This is a genomic window from Clostridium sp. AF29-8BH (assembly GCF_003478145.1).
Taxonomy (GTDB): Bacteria; Bacillota; Clostridia; order Lachnospirales; family Lachnospiraceae; genus Otoolea; species Otoolea fessa.
On record NZ_QUEL01000001.1, the window covers coordinates 223,245 to 246,454 of the forward strand.

The 23,210-nt window shown below is 51.6% G+C and carries 21 protein-coding genes; 18 read left to right on the plus strand and 3 right to left on the minus strand.

Features of this window, described 5'->3' with window-relative positions:
* Positions 1–6 precede the first annotated feature (6 nt).
* The 13 genes from udp to DWZ16_RS01040 all read left to right on the plus strand — a co-directional run bounded on the left by udp (position 7) and on the right by DWZ16_RS01040 (position 14,351).
* Positions 7–789, plus strand: a complete 783-nt coding sequence (udp, locus tag DWZ16_RS00990) for a uridine phosphorylase (protein ID WP_118293288.1) — start codon at positions 7–9, stop codon at positions 787–789.
* A complete protein-coding gene (gene cdd, locus DWZ16_RS00995) occupies positions 782–1,204 on the plus strand; it encodes a cytidine deaminase (RefSeq protein ID WP_118293287.1) in 423 nt (140 codons plus the stop codon). Before udp ends, cdd begins: the two co-directional genes overlap by 8 nt.
* A gap of 231 nt (positions 1,205–1,435) precedes the next feature.
* Positions 1,436–3,412 (plus strand): RsiV family protein, encoded by a 1,977-nt coding sequence (locus DWZ16_RS01000; RefSeq protein ID WP_118522120.1) that lies wholly within the window; start codon positions 1,436–1,438, stop codon positions 3,410–3,412.
* A 236-nt stretch (positions 3,413–3,648) separates the two neighbouring features.
* Entirely contained in the window at positions 3,649–3,975 is a 327-nt protein-coding gene (locus tag DWZ16_RS01005; protein ID WP_118522121.1) for a cupin domain-containing protein, read from the plus strand.
* A 186-nt stretch (positions 3,976–4,161) separates the two neighbouring features.
* Positions 4,162–5,346, plus strand: a complete 1,185-nt coding sequence (locus DWZ16_RS01010; protein ID WP_118522122.1) for an exonuclease SbcCD subunit D — start codon at positions 4,162–4,164, stop codon at positions 5,344–5,346.
* Complete coding sequence (locus tag DWZ16_RS01015) at positions 5,343–8,144, plus strand: AAA family ATPase (protein ID WP_118522123.1); 2,802 nt, start codon at positions 5,343–5,345, stop codon at positions 8,142–8,144. Before DWZ16_RS01010 ends, DWZ16_RS01015 begins: the two co-directional genes overlap by 4 nt.
* 50 nt (positions 8,145–8,194) lie before the next feature.
* Complete coding sequence (locus DWZ16_RS01020) at positions 8,195–9,052, plus strand: glycerophosphodiester phosphodiesterase family protein (RefSeq protein WP_118522124.1); 858 nt, start codon at positions 8,195–8,197, stop codon at positions 9,050–9,052.
* Positions 9,053–9,162: 110 nt separating this feature from the next.
* Positions 9,163–10,479 carry an ABC transporter substrate-binding protein gene (locus tag DWZ16_RS01025; RefSeq protein ID WP_243021876.1) on the plus strand — a complete coding sequence of 439 codons (1,317 nt, stop codon included), beginning with the start codon at positions 9,163–9,165 and terminating at the stop codon, positions 10,477–10,479.
* Positions 10,374–10,736, plus strand: coding sequence for a hypothetical protein (locus DWZ16_RS15740; protein ID WP_243015189.1), 363 nt, complete (start codon positions 10,374–10,376; stop codon positions 10,734–10,736). Before DWZ16_RS01025 ends, DWZ16_RS15740 begins: the two co-directional genes overlap by 106 nt.
* A 137-nt stretch (positions 10,737–10,873) precedes the next feature.
* Positions 10,874–11,824 (plus strand): ABC transporter permease, encoded by a 951-nt coding sequence (locus tag DWZ16_RS01030; RefSeq protein WP_022359791.1) that lies wholly within the window; start codon positions 10,874–10,876, stop codon positions 11,822–11,824.
* A gap of 11 nt (positions 11,825–11,835) precedes the next feature.
* Positions 11,836–12,567 carry an ABC transporter permease gene (locus tag DWZ16_RS01035; RefSeq protein WP_412694259.1) on the plus strand — a complete coding sequence of 244 codons (732 nt, stop codon included), beginning with the start codon at positions 11,836–11,838 and terminating at the stop codon, positions 12,565–12,567.
* Complete coding sequence (locus DWZ16_RS16420) at positions 12,504–12,632, plus strand: hypothetical protein (RefSeq protein WP_412693814.1); 129 nt, start codon at positions 12,504–12,506, stop codon at positions 12,630–12,632. Before DWZ16_RS01035 ends, DWZ16_RS16420 begins: the two co-directional genes overlap by 64 nt.
* A 12-nt stretch (positions 12,633–12,644) precedes the next feature.
* Positions 12,645–14,351 (plus strand): ABC transporter ATP-binding protein, encoded by a 1,707-nt coding sequence (locus tag DWZ16_RS01040; protein WP_118522125.1) that lies wholly within the window; start codon positions 12,645–12,647, stop codon positions 14,349–14,351.
* 96 nt (positions 14,352–14,447) lie between these two features.
* On the opposite strand, the gene DWZ16_RS01045 is transcribed toward DWZ16_RS01040, so the two are convergent.
* Positions 14,448–15,152: a hypothetical protein gene (locus DWZ16_RS01045; RefSeq protein WP_107000168.1), complete on the minus strand. Its 705-nt coding sequence runs from the start codon at positions 15,150–15,152 to the stop codon at positions 14,448–14,450.
* A gap of 286 nt (positions 15,153–15,438) precedes the next feature.
* Here DWZ16_RS01045 and DWZ16_RS01050 point away from each other — a divergent pair, with 286 nt between their 5' ends.
* Entirely contained in the window at positions 15,439–16,194 is a 756-nt protein-coding gene (locus tag DWZ16_RS01050) for a class I SAM-dependent DNA methyltransferase (protein ID WP_022359795.1), read from the plus strand.
* Positions 16,195–17,115: an Hsp33 family molecular chaperone HslO gene (gene hslO / locus DWZ16_RS01055; protein WP_333489824.1), complete on the plus strand. Its 921-nt coding sequence runs from the start codon at positions 16,195–16,197 to the stop codon at positions 17,113–17,115. It abuts the gene before it with no gap.
* Positions 17,116–17,347: 232 nt separating this feature from the next.
* Here the strand turns inward: hslO and DWZ16_RS01060 are convergent, their stop codons facing one another.
* On the minus strand, positions 17,348–17,548 hold the full coding sequence (locus tag DWZ16_RS01060) for a cold-shock protein (protein WP_022359797.1): 201 nt from the start codon (positions 17,546–17,548) through the stop codon (positions 17,348–17,350).
* Between the two features lie 290 nt (positions 17,549–17,838).
* Between DWZ16_RS01060 and DWZ16_RS01065 the strand changes: the two genes are divergently transcribed.
* Positions 17,839–18,459, plus strand: coding sequence for a DUF5662 family protein (locus DWZ16_RS01065; protein WP_022359798.1), 621 nt, complete (start codon positions 17,839–17,841; stop codon positions 18,457–18,459).
* 1 nt (position 18,460) lies between these two features.
* On the opposite strand, the gene DWZ16_RS01070 is transcribed toward DWZ16_RS01065, so the two are convergent.
* Complete coding sequence (locus tag DWZ16_RS01070; protein WP_118472060.1) at positions 18,461–19,570, minus strand: ribonuclease H-like domain-containing protein; 1,110 nt, start codon at positions 19,568–19,570, stop codon at positions 18,461–18,463.
* 807 nt (positions 19,571–20,377) lie between these two features.
* Between DWZ16_RS01070 and DWZ16_RS01075 the strand changes: the two genes are divergently transcribed.
* Together DWZ16_RS01075 and DWZ16_RS01080 are read left to right on the plus strand one after the other, a co-directional pair.
* Positions 20,378–22,345, plus strand: coding sequence for an NAD(+) synthase (locus tag DWZ16_RS01075; protein WP_182427279.1), 1,968 nt, complete (start codon positions 20,378–20,380; stop codon positions 22,343–22,345).
* Positions 22,342–23,136 (plus strand): TrmH family RNA methyltransferase, encoded by a 795-nt coding sequence (locus DWZ16_RS01080; RefSeq protein ID WP_118293277.1) that lies wholly within the window; start codon positions 22,342–22,344, stop codon positions 23,134–23,136. The genes DWZ16_RS01075 and DWZ16_RS01080 overlap by 4 nt, the downstream gene beginning before the upstream one ends.
* Positions 23,137–23,210: the final 74 nt, after the last annotated feature.

Genomic DNA, 23,210 nt, shown 5'->3' on the forward strand with positions numbered 1-23,210 from the left:
GATTATATGGTTGATTATACAGAAGGAACGGGAAAACAGTACCACACAGGAATCGGTCCGGAGGATATCGGCGGATATGTCATCATGCCGGGGGACCCCAAGCGATGCAAGAAGATAGCAGAACATTTTGAAAATCCGGTGTTAGTTGCGGATAATCGTGAATATACCACATATACGGGAACCATCGATGGGGTAAAAGTCAGTGTAACGTCAACCGGCATCGGTGGTCCGTCAGCGGCTATCGCTATCGAGGAGTTATCCAAGTGCGGAGCCCATACTTTTCTGCGTGTGGGCACCTGTGGAGGTATGCAGGAGGATGTACTGGGCGGAGATATCGTAGTTGCAAGCGGAGCTATCCGCATGGAAGGAACCAGCAGAGAGTACGCTCCCATTGAGTACCCGGCTGTTCCCCATGTGGATGTTATGAATGCCATGATCCGTGCAGCGAAGAATCTGAAGTTCCGCTGTCATGCGGGCGTTGTACAGTCGAAGGATTCCTTCTTTGGACAGCATGAGCCGGAGGTGATGCCGGTCAGCTACGAGCTTGAAAATAAGTGGCAGGCGTGGCTTCGGATGGGATGCCTGGCATCGGAGATGGAGTCAGCAGCATTGTTTATCGCAGGCAGCTTCCTTCGGGTGCGTGTAGGTGCCTGCTTCCTGGTTCTGGCTAATCAGGAGCGGGCGAAAAAAGGTCTGTCCAATGAACAGGCCCATGATACAGAGGCAGCGATCCGGACAGCAGTGGAAGCCATCCGTATCTTGATTCGGGAGGATGCGAAGAATGAATAATGAGAGGATAGAAACACTCATCGAGGAGGCATTTGCTGCACGGAAGATGGCTTATACACCTTATTCTCATTTTCAGGTGGGGGCGGCTCTGCTGACTGAAAAAGGCGGGATTTACCGTGGCTGCAATATTGAAAATGCGGCCTATACACCGACAAACTGCGCGGAACGCACTGCCTTTTTTAAGGCAGTCAGTGAGGGTGAACGCAGCTTCACAGCGATTGCAGTTGTGGGAGGCCCGGAAGGAGCTTCGGAATTTGACTGGTGTGCGCCCTGTGGCGTGTGTCGTCAGGTGATGAAGGAATTCTGCCATGAGGATGCGTTTCAGATCATTCTGGCACGTTCGGTGAAGGAATATAAGGTCTATACACTGGCGGAGCTTCTACCGATGGGATTCGGACCGGATAATTTGCAGTAGGAATGCCGATTGCCTCATAAAGCTGGTATGCAGGTGTCAAAGACCCGCGCACTGTAATCTTACAGTTTCATTAATATAACTTAATATATTGGAACACCTTTTGACATTGCAAAAAAAACAGGGTACACTGTATGACAGGCGGGGATGGATTCACCATTTCCGCCTGTATTCAGAAGAAAAAGCGGACGCAGGTCCGATGAAAAATAGAAAAAGTGTGGGGAGTTTGGACGGATGGCTCAGAAAGAGTGGAAACGGGAAGAAATGAAACAGAATCAGGGAAGAACAGAGCAGAACCAGAGAAAAAAGGTTCAGAAAAAGACAGGGTATAGGGCAGTGCTGGCGGCTTCGATGTTTTTGATTGCTGCTTCGGCAGCCCTGTCAGCGTGCAAAAAATCACCGGCGGCTGAGACAACAGCGCAGACACAGGCGGCAGAGGAAACGGAGGGCGCGGTCAGCACGGCGCTCGGAGCGGCGGATCGGGTGCTGGAGGAGAATGGCATGCTGTACCTCAAATACCGCACGGAGATCCGTTCCCTTTCGAAGGAGACAGGCGAGATGAAGACGCTCTGCCAGTTTGACACGGGAGATGAAAACAGCACCTTCTGGGTCTACGGAGGCGGGCTGTATTTTGATCGGATACAGGCGGAGAGTGGCAGCACACAGGGCACGGAGCTTTATGGGCTGTACCGGCTGGATTTGGAGAGCGGTGTGGAAGAGCATTTAGCGGATCTGACGGATCAGCCGTCGGTGCTCTATGCGTCAAAGAACCGCCTGTATGTCAAGGGTTACAACATGAATGTCATTTATACGCTCGATGAGAATGGCAAAACAGCGGGAGAGTTGTCACCGTCAGACACGATCTACGGGGAGATTCCGGCAGGCTGCAGCGAGCTGTTTAATGGGATTCTTCCATATTATACGGAACAGTTTGGGTATATGCCGGTGCAGAATGAAACCTGCCTGGTGATTGCGGATGTGGACGGCAGCCATCCGAGGGAGATTTCGGATATTACGAATACATCGTCGGTGCTGTTTGCGAAGGACGCATTTTTTGCCCTGCTTCGGGATGGCAATGGAAATACGCAGTGTTACCGCTATGAGGTCTCTGACCCGGAGAAACGGACGCTTTTATATGAGACGGCGGAAAATATCAGCCTGGTGCAGTATCAGGACGGATATTTGTACCTGATGGAAAATCAGGCGTCCCAGATCAGCACGGGAAAGTATTCGTTTAAGCGGATTGCGGCGGATGCTAAGGCAGATGCAGCGGCAAATGCCGCCGAGGCGCAGAATGCGCTTTTTACGGTCGAGGAAGAGCCGGGCATGACGAATGATTTTTCTATGTATGGTAATTTTTATGTGACGGGAAATCAGGCATACTGCCAGCAGTTTAAGGATTACGGCGTTTATCTGGGCGAAAAAACGCTGGATGATGCGGCAGGCGGGGAAGTGACGTTGTTAGAGCCGGTTCTGTTCCAGTCTCCGATCCGGGAGCTGGGGCATGTCGAGGCGCAGTCGGAGACGTTAAAGAGTGCGGATGGAAGCCGGGAGCTGGGAAGTGTGTACGCAGAACGGCTGGTATTTGACGGAGAGGGCGATGCGGTCGAGGCGATGAACCAGACGATGCAGGAGCTGCAGGCGTCGGTTCTGTCGGCGGCGCGGACGGATTCCATGAATCTTGATACGGAGATGAGCATAGATACAGCGGAAACGGACGGATCGGAGGAAGAGGTACTTCCGCAGGAGGCGGATGCGGCGCAGCCGATCTATTCGATGGCGCTTACGATCGACGGAGATGACGCGATTACGTATCTGGATGATCATTATGTCTGCGTCCGTGCGGATGGATACGAATATACGGGCGGCGCACACGGAACGCCGTTCCGCCAGTATTTTGTCTTTGACCGGAAAACGGGGGCACGCCTGTCTTTGAGCGATGTGGTTGAGAATCCGGTGGAGGAGCTGCAGGCGAAGGTTGGTGCGGCATTCCGGGAGCTGGCGGAAAAGACAAATTTTGCCTTTGAATCACCGGAGGATCTGGAACATACGGTGGCAGACGGCATCAGCTACGAATCGCCGTTTTATCTGAGCGAGACGGGCGTGGTTTTCTATTATGCGCCGTATGAGATTGCATCGTATGCGGAAGGATTCCCGGAGGTAACAATTCCGTACAGCGAGTTGGAAATGCGGATTGCGCTTAGCAAGTAGGAATTTTCTGAACTGAAAATTCCGTACGAAGTATTGAAGGCAGCAGATTTTGCCGATTTGGAATGCGAAGCATCGGCAAAATCCAGTTGCAGTTTGCACAAAGTGTGAACTGCAACAAATGCGGATTGCGCTTAAGTAGAGATCTTGAAGTTGAGAAAAAAATCGCTTATAATACTCCATAGAAAAATAGTGTCGAACGAATCTGAAAGAATGGCACAGGATGAGGAGGAAGCAGCATGAAGATAGTTGTTAAGGAAAATGCGAACGGCGGCAAAGGACAGGTAGTTGTAAAATACATTCTGGATGACAATGAGTTAAATGCAAAATGTAAGATGTTTGCCGAGGTAACGATCGCACCGGGATGTTCTCTGGGCTATCATGAGCACCACGGCGAGAGCGAGACGTATTATATCATCAAGGGACAGGGCGAGTACGATGATAATGGAACGAAACGTCCGGTTACCGTCGGCGATAAGACCTTCACGCCGGATGGCTGTGGTCATGGCATTGCCAATACCGGAGATGAAGATCTGGTCTTTATGGCATTGATCCAGCTGGATTAAGAGTGAAGAACAAAACAGAAAAAGGTAACGGTTCACAGTAACCAAAAAAGGCGCTGGCACGGGAAGTGGTTCGATGTGTCGGCGCTTTTTGCCATATATGTCCGGAAAATGTCTATATGTTTAAGCGGAAAAAATTGGAAATCAAAAAAACAGTGGATCAGAGAAAGAAAAAGGAGGTGTGCCTGCGTGAAACTATTTCATCTTTCTGATCTGCATATCGGGAAAATGTTAAATGGCTATAGCCTGCGCGAGAGCCAGAAGAATGCGTTTTTGCAGATACTTAAATATGCGGAGGAAGAGAAGCCGGATGCGATTCTGATATGCGGGGATATTTATGATAAATCGGTCCCGGCGGGAGAAGCATATACGCTTTTTGACTGGTTTCTGACCGAGCTATCCAGGCGCTGTCCGGGAACGGAGATCCTGATCATTGCGGGAAATCACGATTCACCGGAGCGGCTGGCGTATGGCGCATCGTTTCTGGCACGCCACCGGATCCATATCGCGGCGCTGCCGCCGGCAGATCGGACGGAGTATTTAAAGCAGGTCACACTTACAGATGAGTGGGGGTCGGTTCATTTTTATCTGGTACCGTTTATCCGTCCGGGTCATGTGCGCCATTTGTTTGACACCAATGGTTATACCGATGCATTCCAGAAACTCCTGGCGCGGGAGACGATCCGGAAGCAGGAGCGCAATGTGGTTTTGGCGCACCAGTTTTTTGTCTGGAACGGTCAGAATCCGGAAACCTGCGATTCGGAGACGGCGGTGCTGACCTCCGGAGGATTGGATGCGATCGATGCGTCGGTGCTGGAACCGTTTGAATATGCGGCGTTAGGGCATATCCACGGGGCACAGAAGGTAGGGCAGGAGCGGTTTCGCTATTGTGGGACGCCGTACAAATATTCGATCAGTGAAGAACACCATCAGAAGGGGATCACGGTGGTGGAACTGGGAGAAAAAGGAAGTGAGCCGCAGATCCGCCGTCTGCCGATTCTCTGCCATCCCGATGTAAAGCGCGTGCGGGGGACACTGGAAGAACTCAAGCTGCTTTCAGATACGATGGAAAAGATGCCGGATGGAAGCGGACGCGCGGACGCGTATGTGAGCGTGGTCCTGACGGACGAAAAAGAAATGTACGATTTCCGGGAGCGCCTGGAGGAGTTATTTGCGCATATTTTGGAGATCCGGGTGGACAATGAGAGGACGCGGAAACGACTGGAGGAAGAACCGGAGGAAAAAGGGGCGGTGACGCCGTTTCAGGCATTTGCCTCTTTTTATGAGGCGGTGCGCCACTGCCCGATGACAGAGGAACAGGAGACGATTCTGGCGCGCATGGTGGAAGAGGCAGAGGAGGAGGAACGCGTATGAAACCGAAGCTGCTTACAATGTCGGCGTTTGGCTCTTATGGGGGCGTGACGCAGATTGATTTCGAACGGGCGGGGACGGGATTGTTCCTGATCACGGGCGATACGGGGGCAGGCAAAACGACGATCTTTGACGCGATCTCGTTTGCGCTCTACGGGGCGGCTAGCGGTGCCGGGAGAGAAGGCGCGATGCTTCGCAGCCAGTATGCACCGGAGGACGCGGAGACCTGGGTGGAACTGACGTTTGAGGATAAGGGGCAGGATTATACGATCCGCCGCAGTCCGGCATACACGCGCCTCAGTAAGCGGAAAAATAAGGACGGCGCATACACGGCGACGAGTGTGGCGCCGAAAGCGTCTCTGCTTTTGCCGGATGGAAGTGAGATGTCCGGCCGGATCCGTGAGATCGATGAGAAGATCCGGGCGATCGTGGGCGTGGACCGCGATCAGTTTTCGCAGATCGCGATGATCGCGCAGGGCGAATACATCCGTCTGCTCCATGCATCCTCCAAAGAAAGAAAAGAGATATTTTCGCGCATTTTCCATACCGGGATCTACGGTAGAATCCAGCAGAAGCTGCGGGAGGCAGATCGGACGCTGTATGGAAGGCTGGAGGATAACAAGACCCGGTGCGAGGAAGTCATCCGGCAGGTGACGGTTCCCAGGACGGAGGAGGCGGTAGCTGCGGAGTGGGAAGAAAGATGGCAGTCTTTGAAAGAGCGGTACCGGACAAATGGAGCGGAACTGCTTGCATTTCTGCATCAGTTGTCGGAGGAAAGCCGGAGGCTCGAGGAAGAGGCGGGGAGACTGGAAGAGAATGCAATCCAGAAGCTTGCCGCCGGACAGAACCATCTGGAGCTTGTGAAAAAGGAAAAACGGGTACTGGAAGAAAAGAGCCGTTTGGAAGCATTTGGACGGGAGATGGAGGCTAGGCACCGGGAAGCTGCCGCAGCCTATGAGAGCCGGAAACCGGAGCTGGAGGATCAGATCCGGCGGATGCAGGATGCGCTTCCGCTCTATGCGGAGCAGGAGAAAAAACGGCAGGCATATGAAACTTTGGAACATCAGCGGACGGCTCTGACCCAAAACCTGAAAAAAATGCAGAATCAGCTGGAAACGTGCCGTACGCAGGAAGAAATACTTCGAAACCAGGAGCGGGAGGCGGTAGAGGCGCGCGCTGCCCTGGCAGAATGCCGGGGACGGCGGGAGCAGATGGAACGGCGCCAGGCGGTTTTTCAGGAGTTAGGGAAATGCTGTGAAGCGGAGCGGACATGGAGAAAGTCACTGGAAAAACGCCAGGAAAAATTTCAGGCAGCCGCGCGGGCGTATCAGCAGTCAGATCAGTTGTATCAGGACGCGTCCTGCCGCTTTCTGGCGATGCAGGCGGGACTTCTGGCGGCAGAGCTGCAGGAAGGAAAACCGTGCCCGGTCTGTGGCTCGCTGGAACACCCCGCTCCCTGCCGTCTGGAGACAGAGCCGATCCGGGAGGAACAGGTGGAAGCGCTGCGTGCCGGGCGGGATGATGCCGATCAGAAGCAGAGGACAGCCGCTGAGGCGTGCCAGGAGGCGCAGATCTCGCTGGAACATGAGAGCAGACGGCGGATAGAGATCCAGGGAAAACTGTACGGCCAAAATCAGGACAGCCCGGCAGCCCAGCCGGATGTGGATGCTCTGGAGAACGAGCTCCGGCAGATGGCACAAGAAATCCGGCGATGCAGGCAGGCGGAAACCACTTATACTGACCGGATTGCCATGGAAGAAACGATCCGGCAGAAACGGGAGGCGAACGGAGCCGGACAGAAGAAGCTGGAAGCTGCGCTGGAGCTTAAAAGAAGTGAGGTGCAGCAGGCGGCGATCGAGAGCCAGACGAGACGTAATGAGCTGGAGGAACTCTCGAAGCGGCTGGAGTGGAAAGACAGCCGGACACTCCGGGTGGAGCTTGAGAAGCGCAGCCGGGAGCTGGAAACACTTGCAGAGGCGGTGACAGCGGCTGATAAGAAAGCACAGGAGTGCCGGGAAAAATGCCGGGAGCTGGAGGGAAGATTATCTTCGCTCCGGGAACATATGGAAGCAGATTCGGAAACAGATCCGGAAGAAAAAATCCAGCAGGCGATCCGGCATTGGGAAGAGGAAAAAACGCGCTGGTCGCGGCTTCACCGGGAACATATGTCGGTGCGGACGCGCAACGAGGATGCATATGCGGCACTTCGGGTGTATCTGCAGGAACGGGAGCAGCTTGACCGGGAAAAACAGCAGATCAGCGAGCTTTACCAGACGGCGGACGGAAAACTGAGCGGCGCGGCGCGGATCGATTTCCAGACGTATGTACAGCGCCAGTATTTCCGCCAGATGATACAGGCAGCTAACCGCCGCCTGCGCCGGATGACGAAAGGAACCTTTGAACTTCAATGCCGCGGTCTGGCCGATCTGGGAAAACAGGGAGAAGTGGGACTTGACCTGGATGTTTACAGCTTTGTGACTGACCGGATCCGGGACGTCAAAACGCTGTCCGGTGGAGAATCCTTTCTGGCGGCGCTTGCGATGGCGCTCGGCATGGCGGATGTCATCCAGAATGCGGCAGGCAGCGTGAAGGTGGATGCGATGTTCATTGATGAGGGATTTGGTTCCCTGGATGAGGAATCACGAACGCGGGCGGTTCAGGTGCTGCAGGAGCTGTCCGGAGGAAGACGCCTGATCGGCATCATTTCCCACGTGACGGAGCTGAAAGAGGAGATGGGACACAAGCTGGTGGTAAAAAAAGGAAATGGTGGAAGCCAGGTGCATTGGGAGATAGAAGATTAGTAGGACGGCGCAGAGCCGTTGTGTGACGAAAGAAAAGAGGCTATTTACATATGACAATTGTAATTCCAGGAATGGTGACGATATCGCTCTTATCTCTGTTTTACTGCAGTATGCTGCCGGAGACGGGGCGGAAGGCGAGAATGCAGGCATTTGAGCGGCAATATATCGCCCACCGGGGATTTCATGACAACCGGGGTGAATGTCCGGAAAATTCGCTCCCGGCGTTTGAGCGCGCGATCCAGATGGGATATGGGATCGAGCTGGATGTACAGCTGACAAAAGACGGGGTTCCGGTCGTATTTCACGACTGGGATCTGAAGCGGGCGGCGGGCGTTGACCGGAAGATACGCGACTGTACCTTTGAAGAGCTGCAAAGCTATCGTTTGTTTGGTTCATCCCAGACGATACCAGCCTTTGAGACAGTGCTTGAACTGGCGGATGGACGCACACCGCTTATCATCGAGCTGAAAGCGGAGATTGTCCACCGGGAGCTGTGCGAGAAATGTGCGGCGCTTTTAGACCGTTATCCGGGTGAGTACTGCATCGAATCGTTCAGTCCGCTGGCACTCGGATGGTTTAAGCGCCATCGTCCAAATATTTTGCGCGGACAGCTTGCGACCAATCACCGCGGCGAGGGCTTGAAAACACCGGTCATTGTGCGGGAGATGCTTACATACTGTATGCTGAACGGATTTTGCAGACCGGATTTCATTGCGTACAACTGCCAGTTCAGCAACACGCTTCCGGTGGAAATGCTGCGCTATTTCTACAAATGTAAGATGGCGGCGTGGACGATTAAAAACCAGGGCGAATTAAACAGGCACCGGAAACAGTTTGATGTTTTTATTTTTGACAGTTTCGAGCCGGATCAATTCGTAAATTTCAACAAAAAACATCCTAAAAGATAGTGAGAAAGTCCTAAATTATGCTGGAAAAGTTGATTTTCTATGAAAATCTGCTATAATGGCTAGGACAATTTAATAATGAGAGATTATTACGAATTCGAGAGGACAAAGATATGAAAAAGAAACAGCTTCTTTCAGGCGTAATGGCACTTTTGTTATCTGCTTCACTCTGTGCATGCGGAGGCAGCAAGACAGCAGAAGGCACCTCAGAAGCAGCTGGCGAGTCCAGCGAAGCAGAAACCAGTAATACTCTTTCAGAAGGAACACCAGTACCAGGTGGCAGCGTTGTGTATGGCATGACGCAGGATCTGGCTAGTCTTGACCCCCATGTAGATACGGACGCAGGAACTAGAGACGTGGTTTTCAATTTGTACGAAGGGCTTGTAAAGCCTACTTCCGATGGCGGATTTATTCCGGCTGTTGCCAGCGATTATACCATTTCCGATGATGCAAAGACTTATACTTTCACATTGAGAGATGGCGTCACATTCCATGACGGCACACCGGTTACCATCGAAGATGTCAAATATTCCATCGATCGTTATGCGGAGATTCAGGGCGAATCCTCCGCTTTTTCTTCGCTTGTAGATAGTGTAGAGGTGCAGGATGATAAGACACTGGTTGTAAACCTGAAAGAAAGTTATTCAGAGTTTCTTCCGATGATGACGATTGCCATCATTCCGCAGTCCAACGAGGACCCGGCAGGCAATCCGATCGGTACCGGTCCATTCAAATATGTTTCCTACACACCGGGACAGAACCTGGAGCTGGAAAAATATGACGGCTACTGGCAGGAGGGCGTTCCGAGCCTGGACAGCGTGGAATTTAAATTTATTGCCGATGTGGACACCGCATTTGTAGAGTTGCAGGCAGGCACCATCGACATTCTGAAATATTTAACCGCCGCACAGGCGGAGACACTGGGCGATGAAGATTACAACATCGTACAGGGAAGCATGAACCTCGTCCATGCGATGTACTTAAACAGCGCTTACGAGCCGCTTTCCAAGACAGAGGTGCGTCAGGCACTCTGCTATGCGGTAGACCGCGATGCGATCAACAACTTTATTTTCGGCGGAAAGAGCCACATCATCGGCTCCCATATGATCCCGGCAATGTCGAAATACTATGAGCCGGAAGCAGAGACCGTATACAGCTACGATCCGGAGAAGGCAAAAGAGCTTCTGGCAGATGCCGGATACGCAGATGGCTTTGATCTGGAAATCACCGTTCCGAGCTCATACAGCCAGCACGTAGACAGCGCGCAGATCATCGCGGATGAGCTGTCCCAGGTCGGCGTCAACGTGACCTTAAATCAGGTTGAGTGGAGCACCTGCTGCAGGATGTATACAAGGGAGGCAACTTCCAGGCGACCGTCATCGGTTTTGACGGAACGCTGGCACCGAGCGACTGGCTCAAGAAATATGTGACAGACGATGCGAAGAACTTCATGCATTACTCCAACACTGAGTACGACGATGTATTTAATACAGCATACACAACCGTTGATGACGATGTAAAAGTAGAAAACTACAAGAAGGCGCAGATGATCCTGGCAGAGGATGCGGCAGCCGTTTACATCGAAGATCCGGCGAATCTCGTAGCAGTCAGCAAGAAGTTTGGCGGCTACACCTTCTACCCGACGGCAGCAGAGGATATGTCCCTGTTATATCAGGTAGAGCAGTAAAATATACAGTTACAATCCAGCAAATTCCTGTTGCTACCACGTTTTCTTACGGCACTTTCGGTTCCAAAAGTGCCTGCCCGTGAACAGTAACCAGGAAATAACAACAGAATAAGAAGCGGTAAACGCAGGAGGGAATTATGAAATTCTTTATAAAAAAACTGATAACTCTCATTATCACATTGTTGGTCATATCCTTCCTGACGTTTACCGCTTTTTCTGTGATTCCGGGCGATGCGGCACTTTCCAGGCTGGGAAAGGACGCGACGGAAGAGCAGTTAGAGCGGGCGCGGGATGAGATGGGATTAAATGATCCACTTCTGGAGCGGTATGGAAGATGGGTGACCGATGCGATGCAGGGGGATTTCGGGGAGTCCTACCGGTATGAGGGAACCTCAGTCCGCTCCCTTCTGGCACAGCGGCTTCCGGTCACGGTGCTTCTGGCAGTCATTTCCCTGCTCATCATCACGGTGATTTCAGTTCCGCTCGGAATCCTGAGTGCCCGGTTTGCCGGGAAATGGGTCGATACGCTGACGAACTGCCTGACGCAGATTCTGATGGCGGTGCCGTCATTCTTTCTCGGCATGATCCTGACCTACGTGTTTGGACTGATTCTTCATATGTTCCAGCCGGGTAAATTTATCGAACCGTCGGAAAATTTCGGAAAGTCTGCACAGTACCTTTTATTTCCGGCGCTCGCGGTGGCGCTGCCGAAGATTGCGATGGTGGTGAAATTCCTGCGAAGCTCGATTCTGACCGAGATGAACCGGGAATACGTGCGGACTGCCTACAGCCGCGGCAATACGGAAACGGCGGTATTGTACGGGCATGTGCTGAAAAATGCGATGATTCCGGTTGTGACGTTCTTTGCGATGGTAATCGCGGAGATCCTTGCCGGCAGCATCGTGGCGGAGCAGGTGTTCAGCGTGCCGGGAATCGGAAGACTTCTGATCAGCTCGATCTCCAACCGCGATTATCCGGTTGTGCAGGCGATCGTGCTGTACATCACATCGGTGGTCGTACTTATCAATTTTGCGGTTGATATGATTTATCAGGTTTTGGATCCGAGAGTCCGAACGGCGGAAGAATAGAGGGAAGACGAATGAAACGAAAGAATTATAATCTGATGATAGGGGGCGCGATCACGCTGTTCTTTCTGGCAGTTGCCCTGATCGGACAGTTCTGGACGCCGTATGGGACGACGACGATGGACTCCATGGCAGTCAATCTGGCGCCGTGTGCAGCACACCCGCTGGGAACGGATAACTTCGGGCGCGATATTTTGAGCCGTGTGATGGCGGGAAGCGGCAGCACCTTTTTTGTGGCAGTCTGCACGGTTCTGATCGGGTGTGTGTTTGGCACGATCGTCGGTGCGCTGACCGGCTATTTCGGCGGCTTTTTCGATAACCTGATCATGCGTTTCAATGATATCCTTTTATCGTTTCCGAGCATTCTTCTGGCGCTTATCTTCATCAGCCTGACGAAGCCGGGAAGCTACAACATCATTCTGGCGCTGGGAATCCTTTTTATTCCGAGTTTTGCCCGGATCGTCCGCAGTGAGGTGATCCGGTGCCGGGAACTGGATTTTGTCAAGAGTGCGCGGATCCTTGGCGCAGGGCATATCCGGATTATTTTCGCTCATATTCTGCCGAATGCGGCGGTCAGCCTTTTGACGGCGGCAGCGATCGGATTTAACAATGCGGTGCTGGCGGAGGCGAGTATGAGTTATCTGGGACTGGGAATCCAGCCGCCGGAGCGAGTCTCGGGAGAATGCTTTACGAAGCGCAGTCGTACCTGTTCAATGCGCCGTGGTACGCGATCGGACCGGGCGTGACGATCATCCTGATTATTCTGGGATTCAGCATGGTGAGCGAGGGGCTGCGCTCGATGCAGCAGTAAGGAGGCGAAAAGATGGAACCATTGGTTGAAATAAAAAATCTGTCGATCCGTTTTCCAGAAGGAAATTCGACCTTTGAGGCAGTCAAGGGCATCAGCTTTTCGATCGGAAAAGGCGAGATCGTCGGAGTAGTCGGCGAGTCAGGGTCAGGAAAATCCATGAGTGCGCTTGCACTGATGGGGCTGCTTCCGAAGGACGCCGAGATTGCCTCCGGATCGCTCTGTTTTCAGGGAGAAGATCTGGTGACCATGAAACCGGAAAAGCGGAGACAGCTATGCGGCAGCAAAATGGCGATGGTCTTTCAGGAGCCGATGACCTCCTTAAATCCGGTATTGAAAATCGAACGGCAGGTCGGGGAAAGCCTGCGGATCCATACGAAACTCGGAAATGCTGAGATCCATGAACGGGTGGTGCAGGCACTCTCAGAAGTCGGTCTGCCGGACCCGGAGGGGCTGTGCGGTAAATACCCGCATGAGCTTTCCGGCGGCATGCGCCAGCGTGTGATGATCGCGCAGGCGATGATCAATTCTCCGAGTCTTCTGATTGCGGATGAACCGACGACAGCGTTAGACTGTGTCGTTCAGGCACAGATCCTGGAGCTTCTGCGGAATATCCACCGGACCAAGGGAACGTCGATTCTCTTTATTTCCCATGATCTGAATGTTGTGCGTGCGCTCTGCAGCCGTGTGATCGTGGTTTATAAGGGCGAGATCGTGGAAGAAGGGCAGACGGAAGACGTCCTTCTGCATCCGAAGCATGAATATACGCGCCATCTGGTGGCGTCGATTCCGGAGGGAGAAAAAGGGGAAAGCTCCGGCGGGGAGATCCTGCGCCTGACGGATTTGAACGTATTTTACGATGTGCGTGGCGGTCTGTTCCGTAAAAAAGGAAAAAAACACGTAATTCACGATCTGAACCTGTCGGCAAGAGAGGGAGAGATTGTGGGGATCGTGGGCGAGAGCGGCTGCGGCAAATCGACGCTCAGCAAGACGATCCTAGGACTTCACGACAATTATACGGGTGAGGTGAAAGTGCGTGACGGCGTCCGTCCGCAGATGGTATTTCAGGATCCGGCGGGATCGCTCAACCCGGCGCGGACGATCGGATGGATTCTGGAAGAACCGCTGCGCCTGCGCGGCATCAGGGACCGCACAGAGCGCAGGCAGCTTGTGAAGGAAATGCTTGAAAATGTCGGACTGGACGAGTCCTTTGCGGCGCGCCATCCGAGAGAGCTTTCTGGCGGTCAGAAACAGCGCATCAGCATCGGCGTGGCACTTCTCATGGATCCGCGCCTGGTGATCGCGGATGAGCCTGTTTCGGCGCTTGATGTGACGGTCCAGTCCCAGATTTTGAACCTGCTTTTGAAGCTGCATGCCGAAAAGCAGATGACCATCCTCTTTATTTCCCACGATCTGAACGTCGTGCGCGGGCTCTGCAGCCGTGTCATGGTCATTTACAAGGGTGTGATTGTGGAAGAGGGTCTGGCAGAAGAGATCTATGAGCATCCGGCGCACCCGTACACGAAACTTCTGCTGGAAGCGGCGATCGGCGGGGATACAATGGAACTGGATGCGGAGGCAGGAAAGCAGAGTGCGGAGAAGTGTATCTTTTATGAGCGCTGTCCGAAGAGAAGAGAGGCGTGTGCCCATGTGCCGCTGTCACCGGAGGCAGTACAACTTTCAAGGACACACTGGGCGCGGTGTATTCAGATAGAAGCATAATCTGATAAGCTGAAATAGAGAAAAACGAAATAGCAGCCGAAAAAAGACAGACGGTTCAGACTATGCCAGGGAAAGCGGCATGGCTTGAATCGTCTGTCAATGTTTTTTCCTGCGGTGGGAAATCAAAGTGCGCGGCTGCTCACTGGAAGAATCCTGCTGCCCCTGCTGTGCCTCACCGGAAAGCTGCAGCGGCTCCCGGCGGTGCCGGAGTGAATGGTAAAAAAGCCAGATCAGATCCACCAGGGCGATCAGAAACGCACATCCGGCTAATAGATGAAATACCTCATGCGTCAGAGCGGGATACGGCAGAGCGGATATGATATAAGGAGAAGTCATGTTCCGCAGGGAGCTCACCGTCCAGGAGAGACTGTCCGCCATCGTCTGGAGAAGCGATTCATAGGTATCCTCGTTCAGGCGGATCAAACGCCCGTTTAATGAAAGTGCTTTGCGTTCGGGCGGCTCTGGATAGCCGGAAGACGGATCGAGCAGATAGAAATGGCAGGTTCCATTTTCCAGAGAGTAATAATAATATCCGGTCTCTTTCTTTCCATCGTAGGCAGCGCACCCTGTATAATATAAGGAAGGAGCGTTCACCGAGACATAGGGCTGAGCCGGGTTATAAAAATCTTCAAACTTGCACTGGCTGTTTATCGGCCGCGGGGAGTGTGAATTTTCCCCGGCATTCTGCCACAGGAGCAGGATGGATGCGATCAGCACCAGCGCCGGAAGCCACATCTGCCGACGGTAAAAACGGCGGCTTTTGATGGGGGAATGTTTTTGTTTTTCAGTCAAATTTTTCATACGCTCTAGTATAGTCAGTTCTGCGTGGAACGTCAAGAGTTAGTGTATACGACAAAATCCTGCTGCCACCACGTTTTCTTACGGCACGTTCGGTTCCCAAAGTGCCTACCTGTGAACAATTACTCCATTCCTGGTCATCTGCGCGTGCTTTTTCAATTATTCTTGCAAACAGGGCGAAAAATTGCTATGATGGGAGTGCTGGCATCGGAAGGAGATTGTGCAGTAAGGGAAAGCTTTCGGTGCATGGCAGTCATTTTTGCATCGGCAATATAGAAGGAGAGGCTAAATGGACGCTTACACGAGTTTTGCGGAAGTATATGATATGTTTATGGATAATATTCCCTATGAGGACTGGTGCGGGTACCTGACTTCTCTTTTAAAGGAATATGGGATCAACGATGGTCTGGTGCTGGATCTGGGATGCGGAACCGGCACGCTGACGGAGCTTCTGGCAAAGGAAGGCTATGATATGATCGGCGTGGATGTCTCGGAGGATATGCTGCAGGAAGCAATCGAAAAACGGGCAGAATCCGGGCTGCCAATTCTGTATTTATTGCAGGATATGCGTGAATTTGAATTGTACGGGACGGTCCGGGCGGTCGTGAGTATCTGCGATTCGCTGAATTATATTCTGGATTATGACGATCTGGCGCACGTATTTTCGCTGGTCAACAATTATCTGGATCCGAAGGGAATGTTCATTTTCGACCTGAACACGGAGGCAAAGTTTCAGGCAATGGGAAGTGAGACGATCGCGGAGGTGCGCGACGAGGGGAGCTTCATCTGGGAAAATGAGTATGATGAAGAGGAGAAAATTAACTCCTACGATCTGACGCTCTTTATCCGCGAGGAGGATGACTTATACCGCCGCTATCAGGAGACGCATTTTGAGCGCGCGTGGTCGTTGGACGAGATAAAAAAGGCGCTCACAGAGGCGGGCATGGAATTTGTGGCGGCGTATGACGCATTTACGAAGAACGCGCCGCGAAAAGAGAGCGACCGAATCTATGTGGTTGCGAGAGAACATGGAAAAGAGGTATAAATGATGGAAAAGATAAAAGCAGGTGAAATAACGGGACAGACCGGAGATTATATGCTCCGTGCGACGGCGGCGAATGGTCAGATCCGCGCATTTGCGGCGACTTCCCGCGATCTGGTGGAGAAAGCCAGACAGGCGCACAATACCAGCCCGGTGGCGACCGCAGCGCTGGGACGCCTGATGACGGCAGGGGTCATGATGGGATCGATGATGAAAGCGGACAGTGATCTTTTAACCATCCGGGTCGAGGGCGATGGTCCGATCGGCGGTCTGACGGTGACAGCTGATAAGAACGGCAATGTCAAGGGCTACGCGTTCCACCCGGAGGTAATGCTGCCGCCGAATGCGAAGGGCAAACTGGATGTGGGCGGTGCGCTGGGAGTCGGCGTCTTGAGCGTAATCCAGGATATCGGTTTGAAAGAGCCGTATGTGGGACAGACGATCCTGGTAACGGGTGAGATTGCGGAAGATCTGACTTATTACTATGCGACCTCCGAGCAGACTCCGTCCTCCGTGGCACTGGGCGTTCTGATGAATAAAGAAAATACGGTGCGCCAGGCAGGCGGATTTATCATCCAGCTGCTTCCGGGAGCAGAGGAAGCGACGATCGCGGCACTTGAAAAGACGATCGGTGAGCTGGAGCCGGTGACGACGATGTTAAATAAGGGAATGACCCCGGAGGACATTCTGGAGCTGATTTTAGGACAATTTGGTCTGGAGATTCTGGATAAGATGCCGATTCAGTTTACCTGCAACTGCACCAAGAGCCGTGTAGAAAAGGCGCTGATCAGCATCGGCGGCAAGGAGCTGCAGGAGATGATCGACGAGGGCAAGAGCATCGAAGTCAACTGCCAGTTCTGCAACAAGCACTATGAATTTAGTGTGGATGAGCTGAAAAAACTGTACGAGAAAGCTAAGAAGTAAAAAGAAATGAGATAATAGATATGGCTGCTGTGCGGAAAAAGGATATTTGGATATGTTCCGCATGGCAGGACAGAAAAAAGGTCACTGTTCACACATGTGTGAGCAGTGACGAAAAAGGGATACTGCCGAAGCGGTATCCCTTTTTATAATCACTTTACTTAGATCAATATAACGTATTCGCAAAATATATATCAAACATATTTGGAAAACAGGTACACTGGAAAGTTGATGATTAAAGCTTGGTTACGTTAGTAGCCTGCGGTCCCTTAGCACCGTTAACAACTTCGAACTCTACCTGAGCGCCTTCCTCAAGAGACTTGAAGCCTTCCATGTTCAGTCCGGAGTAGTGAACGAATACATCGTTGCCCTGCTCGTCGCAGATAAATCCGTAACCTTTCTGGTTGTTGAACCACTTTACAGTACCTCTGTTCATATGATACCTCCAAAAAAATATAAAAAATAGTGATGGCCGCATGGATTTACGACCTGTTCCAAGAATAGCATAGTTTCATATTGATGTCAAACGTTTTCGCATAAAATTTCTGGAAATTCAGACATTTAAAAATAGTTAAATTTTTGTGGAAAATAAGGGCATTTGTTACTGTACACACATGTGTGCCCAGTAACGGGTATTTTCCAGAAAGCCGCGAAAGAAAGTGGGGTTGTCAAACCAGAATACGGGGGGTAAAATAGGAGGAAAGGAAAGGGGAAAGAGGTAGGAAAATGAATTATATTTACAATGCGTATCATCATTTTTTGACGATCACGAAACATAAATGCGAGGTCATGAAAAACTGCTTTGCGGTAGGGCTGTACCGCCAGGGACTTCTGCACGACCTGTCCAAGTATTCCTGGGAGGAATTTGCGACCGGCGTTAAATATTATCAGGGAAACCGCAGCCCAAATGCGGCGGAAAAAGAAGAAAAGGGCTATTCGGCGGCATGGCTGCACCACAAGGGACGCAACAAACATCATTTCGAATATTGGATCGATTTTGCACCGGACAAGTCCTGGGGGCTTGTCGGCAATAAAATGCCCCTTCGCTACCTGATCGAGATGGTAATGGACCGGATTGCCGCGTCGAAGGTTTATAAGGGAAAAGATTACACGGATGCGTGTGCGTGGGAATACTTTGAAAGAGGAAGAGATTTTGTCGTGATGCACCCGAGGACGAAGTACCAGCTGGAATATCTCCTCACGATGCTGAAAGAACAGGGCGAGGAGAGAACCTTTGCGTTCATCCGGGCGCTGCTTGCACGGGAGAGGGCGAAAGAACAGGCAGTCCGGAGAAAACGGATGGGACACGTGATCCGGGAGATAAGAGAGCGTGGACGGGTGCTGTAATTTATAAGGACAATTCTCTCAGATAATTATGTAAGTACAGCACTGCCGTCTCTGGATCTGTGAAAAGCTGTTCTGAATACGGCACAAACAGCTGCTTACTCTTATAGTCTGCTTTCAGGCATTCATGCCACATCGGAGTGCCATCTGCAAGAAGCGGCTGCGGCACAAACAGCCCGGCTGCGCGGGTGTAGCACGTTTTGGCGGTTGCCTTCTTGCGGGCGGAGCGATCCACATACTGACCGACACTTTTGTGGATGGCGCAGTCCTCGTAGATCATATAGTAATAATTCTCATAATCGTTGTAAAATCGTTTCAGCTCCCCGGAATATAATGGAAGGTCGAGCGTCAGGCGGTTTCCTTCCGCCGACAGCTCCAGATCACCGATGGAAAACTGGAATCCGCTTGTCAGAGAGACGGGACTTTCATAGTGAAGCAGCAGGTGCTTTTCTGAGTTTCCGTCCGCATATGGGATATCACGGCTTTCTGAACCTTTGAAAGAAAAATCGCCGGTCAGAAAGTCCGGGTAGGCGAGAATCGGCAGAATCTGCGGCATTCCCTTTAAGTCATCCTCGTTATGGAGAATCAGAAGGTGTTTCAGCAATTCAGAGTGCGTCTGTAAATATTCACCGTAAACCTCGATGAGCTGACCGCCGTTGTACTTATCTTCGCGGGCAATGCCGAGGAACCGCTCGATGCTTTTCTGTTTCAGATTTTCAAGTCCCAGCAATTTTTTTAATGGGCGTATTTTCTTATAAATATCAAAACTTTCAACCGCTTCAAAATTCCAGTCCTTTTTATAAAAAACACAGCGTTTCGTCAGAAATGGAATGTCAAACCCGTCGCCGTTGAAATGGACGAGGATGCGCTTTGTCCGGAGAAGTGCAAAAAAAGCGTCGAGAACCTCTTCCTCTGCATCCCTCGTCTCGGCAAAATACTGGGTCAGAATCCAGGTGTTTCCGTCGTGCCAGACGCAGCCGATCAGATAGACCGAGGCGTAGTCGCCGGAAAAGCCGGTCGTCTCGATATCGAAAAAAAGCAGATCGGAGATAGCTCCTAACCGTTTGGGCGGATAAGAGGAAGTAAAGGTCAGCGGATTTTGAATGGTAATCATTTGGCAGTATCCTCCTGTGTCGGTTTATAATGTCCGCCCCAGATCCGCATTGCGTCGGGGATTGGTTTCAGACTGTAACCTATGGCGTTATTATAAATTTATCGGAAGTGAAAAGCAACCGTTTAAAACGACAAAACAATAACACACCCGGTATCGTGAAATATCCGTTCTGGCAGTTGAGTAAAAAGAAAAACAATTTGTAAACCTTCAGTGGTACAAGTTTGGCAATCTTTTGAAATTCCGATATACTAGAAAATGTCGGAAGTGACAGCGGGAAATGTGGTTGTACCAATATGGCAATTTGGGAATTTTTGGCGGAAAGACTGGCAGATTATGAGATCCCGCGCGAATTTGCCTTGCTAAAGGAGTTTTCAAAGACTGAAAGCGGAAAGATTTGTAAAAAAGAACTGTGAAAATTGCTTTTTCTTGTCGAAAAAAGAAAATGATTTATTGTGCAAAATGACAAAAGTGACGTTGACAAAATTGGAAAAGAGTGGTATATTTACATACAGCAATCAAACTATTTAATGTAACGGTTGTGAACGTGACCGGAGAGCTGCTTTCTGTGGGGGAAAAGCGGCTCTCTTTTTATATATGTTTGACTTTTTGTATAGTGACAGCTACAATAAATTCGTAACTGTTCAGTACCTTCACAGTCACGCGCAAAAATCCATTTAAAATTGCCTACGGCAATGGGATTTTTGCCTGCTGATCCATGTTTTCGTACGGTCAGCGCAGTAAATGCGCAGACCTATTGAACAGTTGCTATGTTTTTAAAAATTATTTATAAGGGAGACAAACCATATGATAAGAGATGGCTTTATCCGGGTTGCCGCGTCAACACCGGAAGTGAAGGTGGCAGATGTAGAGTACAACCGGGAACAGGTTTGTGAACAGATAGAGGAGGGGCGCAAAAAGGGCGCTTCGATTATGGTATTTCCAGAGCTGGTGCTGACGGGATATACGTGCGGTGAGCTGTTTATCCAGAAATCGCTGCTGGCGAAGGCAAAGGAAGAGCTTAGGAAGCTGATCGCCTTTACAGCTGGCGATTCAATGCTTGTATTTGTAGGACTTCCGTGGGAATACAACAATAAATTGTACAATGTGGCAGCGGCGATCCAGGATGGAAAGCTGCTTGGTCTGGTTCCGAAGAGATGGATTCCAAACTATTCTGAATTTTATGAGGGACGTTATTTCAACCCGGGCTGGGAAAAGATAATCGACGTTTCCTGGGACGGTTATCAGGTGCCAATGGGAATGAAGCTTTTATTTTCCTGTGACAATGTGGAAAATCTCGTCGTGGGGGCGGAGATCTGCGAGGACGTCTGGGTTTTAAATCCACCGAGTATTGCACACGCGTCGGCGGGGGCAACGGTGATCGTCAACTGTTCTGCCAGCGATGAGGTGACAGGCAAGAGCGAGTACCGCAGAAGTCTGATCAGCGGTCAGTCGGCGCGGCTGCTCTGTGCGTATATTTACGCCAATGCGGGCGAGGGAGAGTCTTCCCAGGATCTCGTTTTTGGCGGCCAGAATATTATCGCTGAGAATGGCAATATCCTGTCGGAGTCAGCGCGATTTGAGAATCAGACGATCTACGCAGATATCGATTTGGAACGTCTGGAATGTGAGCGCCGCCGGATGACGACCTATCAGACAGAAGGCCGTGAGGATTACCGGTTTGTAAGCTTTACGCTGGATCGGAAACCGCTTGCGCTGGAGCGCGCGATCGATCCGACCCCGTTTGTCCCACACGATGCGGGCAGCCGGAACCGCCGTTGCGAGGAGATCCTTTCGATCCAGGCGATGGGATTGAAAAAACGTCTCAAACATACCGGATGCCGCCATGCTGTCGTTGGTATTTCAGGCGGTCTGGATTCAACGCTGGCCCTTTTAGTAACCGTGCGCGCCTTTGATCTGCTGGGGATTCCGCGTGAAAATATCCTGTCTGTGACGATGCCGTGCTTTGGTACGACTGACCGGACGTACCAGAATGCCTGCCAGCTCACGAAAAAGCTGGGTGCAACCTTGAAAGAAGTCGATATCCGAGAGGCAGTTACTATCCATTTCCGTGACATTGAACAGGATCCGTCGGTTCATGATGTAACGTATGAAAATTCACAGGCACGCCAGAGGACGCTGGTTCTGATGAATCTTGCCAATAAGATCGGCGGTCTTGTCATCGGCACCGGCGATATGTCGGAGCTGGCGCTTGGCTGGGCGACCTACAACGGCGATCATATGTCGATGTACGGTGTCAACTGCTCGGTTCCGAAGATGCTGGTGCGCCATCTGGTGCGCTATTATGCAGATACCTGTGGCGAGAAAGAGCTTTCTGATATTCTGCTGGATGTACTGGATACGCCGGTCAGCCCGGAGCTTCTGCCGCCGGAGGAGGATGGAAAGATCGCACAGAAAACGGAGGATTTGGTTGGTCCTTATGAGCTGCATGATTTCTATCTCTACTATATATTAAGATTCGGCTACCGTCCGGGCAAGATTTACCGCCTGGCGCGTCAGGCATTTGACGGTGCTTATGATAAGGAAACGATCCTTAAATGGCTGAAGGTGTTCTACCGCCGTTTCTTCAACCAGCAGTTTAAGCGTTCCTGCCTGCCGGATGGTCCGAAGGTAGGTTCTGCTGCAGTATCGCCGCGCGGCGACCTGCGTATGCCGAGCGATGCGTGCAGCCGCCTGTGGCTGGAGGAGCTGGAAACACTGGATGAGGATTGCGTTTACGGAGTGCCGGAGACGAAAGCGGCAGGAGGCAGCCTGTGATCGCGAGCACGGGCAACGCCCGTGTCAGAGCGGTGACGGCGCTTGCAAAGAAAGCAAAAGCAAGACGGGAACAGGGCGTCTTTTTGGTGGAAGGTCCGAAGATGTTCGGGGAACTGCCGGTGGAGAGACGCCGCGAAGTCTATGTGTCGGAAAATTTTCTGCGCCAGCAGGGGGAAAGAGCAGAAAAACTGCTGGCTGGCTGCCGGTATGAGACGGTGACGGATGAGGTCATGCGCCATATGTCGGACACCCAGACACCGCAGGGGATCCTGGCGGTAGCGGAACAGTTTTCCTATCAGCTCTCAGATGTGCTGAAAAATAGCCCGGACGGAAAGGCACCGGAGCTTGTGATTCTGGAGACGCTGCAGGATCCGGGTAATTTGGGAACAATCCTGCGTGCCGGAGAGGGGGCGGGTGTGACAGGCATCATTCTTGACCGAGGTTCAGCTGATATTTACAGCCCGAAGGTCATCCGTTCCACGATGGGCTCGATCTACCGGGTGCCGTTTATCTACACGGACGACCTGCATCAGACGATCGGGGAAGTAAAAAAGCAGGGAATCCGCCTCTATGCGGCGCATTTAAAGGGAAAACATAACTACGAAGAAGAAAATTATACAGGTCCGTCCGGCTTCCTGATCGGAAATGAGGCAAATGGTCTGACCGAGGAGACGGCGGCGCTTGCTGACGCGTGGGTAAGGATTCCGATGGCTGGAAAAGTTGAATCCCTCAATGCAGCGGTGGCGGCTTCGGTGCTGCTGTTTGAGACGGCACGGCAGAGACGGCAGTAAATTGCATTTTTTGAAACAATGTTTTAAGCCGGATAGTTTGTGCAAATAGAGAACTGTGAAGAAATAAATTGAAC

Bases quoted from the DNA above. Each gene is read 5' to 3' on its own strand.
- udp (WP_118293288.1), top strand. From the start codon at position 7: ATGGTTGATTATACAGAAGGAACGGGAAAACAGTACCACACAGGAATC.
- cdd (WP_118293287.1), top strand. From the start codon at position 782: ATGAATAATGAGAGGATAGAAACACTCATCGAGGAGGCATTTGCTGCA.
- DWZ16_RS01000 (WP_118522120.1), top strand. From the start codon at position 1,436: ATGGCTCAGAAAGAGTGGAAACGGGAAGAAATGAAACAGAATCAGGGA.
- DWZ16_RS01005 (WP_118522121.1), top strand. From the start codon at position 3,649: ATGAAGATAGTTGTTAAGGAAAATGCGAACGGCGGCAAAGGACAGGTA.
- DWZ16_RS01015 (WP_118522123.1), top strand. From the start codon at position 5,343: ATGAAACCGAAGCTGCTTACAATGTCGGCGTTTGGCTCTTATGGGGGC.
- DWZ16_RS01020 (WP_118522124.1), top strand. From the start codon at position 8,195: ATGACAATTGTAATTCCAGGAATGGTGACGATATCGCTCTTATCTCTG.
- DWZ16_RS01025 (WP_243021876.1), top strand. From the start codon at position 9,163: ATGAAAAAGAAACAGCTTCTTTCAGGCGTAATGGCACTTTTGTTATCT.
- DWZ16_RS01030 (WP_022359791.1), top strand. From the start codon at position 10,874: ATGAAATTCTTTATAAAAAAACTGATAACTCTCATTATCACATTGTTG.
- DWZ16_RS01035 (WP_412694259.1), top strand. From the start codon at position 11,836: ATGAAACGAAAGAATTATAATCTGATGATAGGGGGCGCGATCACGCTG.
- DWZ16_RS16420 (WP_412693814.1), top strand. From the start codon at position 12,504: ATGCTTTACGAAGCGCAGTCGTACCTGTTCAATGCGCCGTGGTACGCG.
- DWZ16_RS01040 (WP_118522125.1), top strand. From the start codon at position 12,645: ATGGAACCATTGGTTGAAATAAAAAATCTGTCGATCCGTTTTCCAGAA.
- DWZ16_RS01045 (WP_107000168.1), bottom strand. From the start codon at position 15,152: ATGAAAAATTTGACTGAAAAACAAAAACATTCCCCCATCAAAAGCCGC.
- DWZ16_RS01050 (WP_022359795.1), top strand. From the start codon at position 15,439: ATGGACGCTTACACGAGTTTTGCGGAAGTATATGATATGTTTATGGAT.
- hslO (WP_333489824.1), top strand. From the start codon at position 16,195: ATGATGGAAAAGATAAAAGCAGGTGAAATAACGGGACAGACCGGAGAT.
- DWZ16_RS01060 (WP_022359797.1), bottom strand. From the start codon at position 17,548: ATGAACAGAGGTACTGTAAAGTGGTTCAACAACCAGAAAGGTTACGGA.
- DWZ16_RS01065 (WP_022359798.1), top strand. From the start codon at position 17,839: ATGAATTATATTTACAATGCGTATCATCATTTTTTGACGATCACGAAA.
- DWZ16_RS01070 (WP_118472060.1), bottom strand. From the start codon at position 19,570: ATGATTACCATTCAAAATCCGCTGACCTTTACTTCCTCTTATCCGCCC.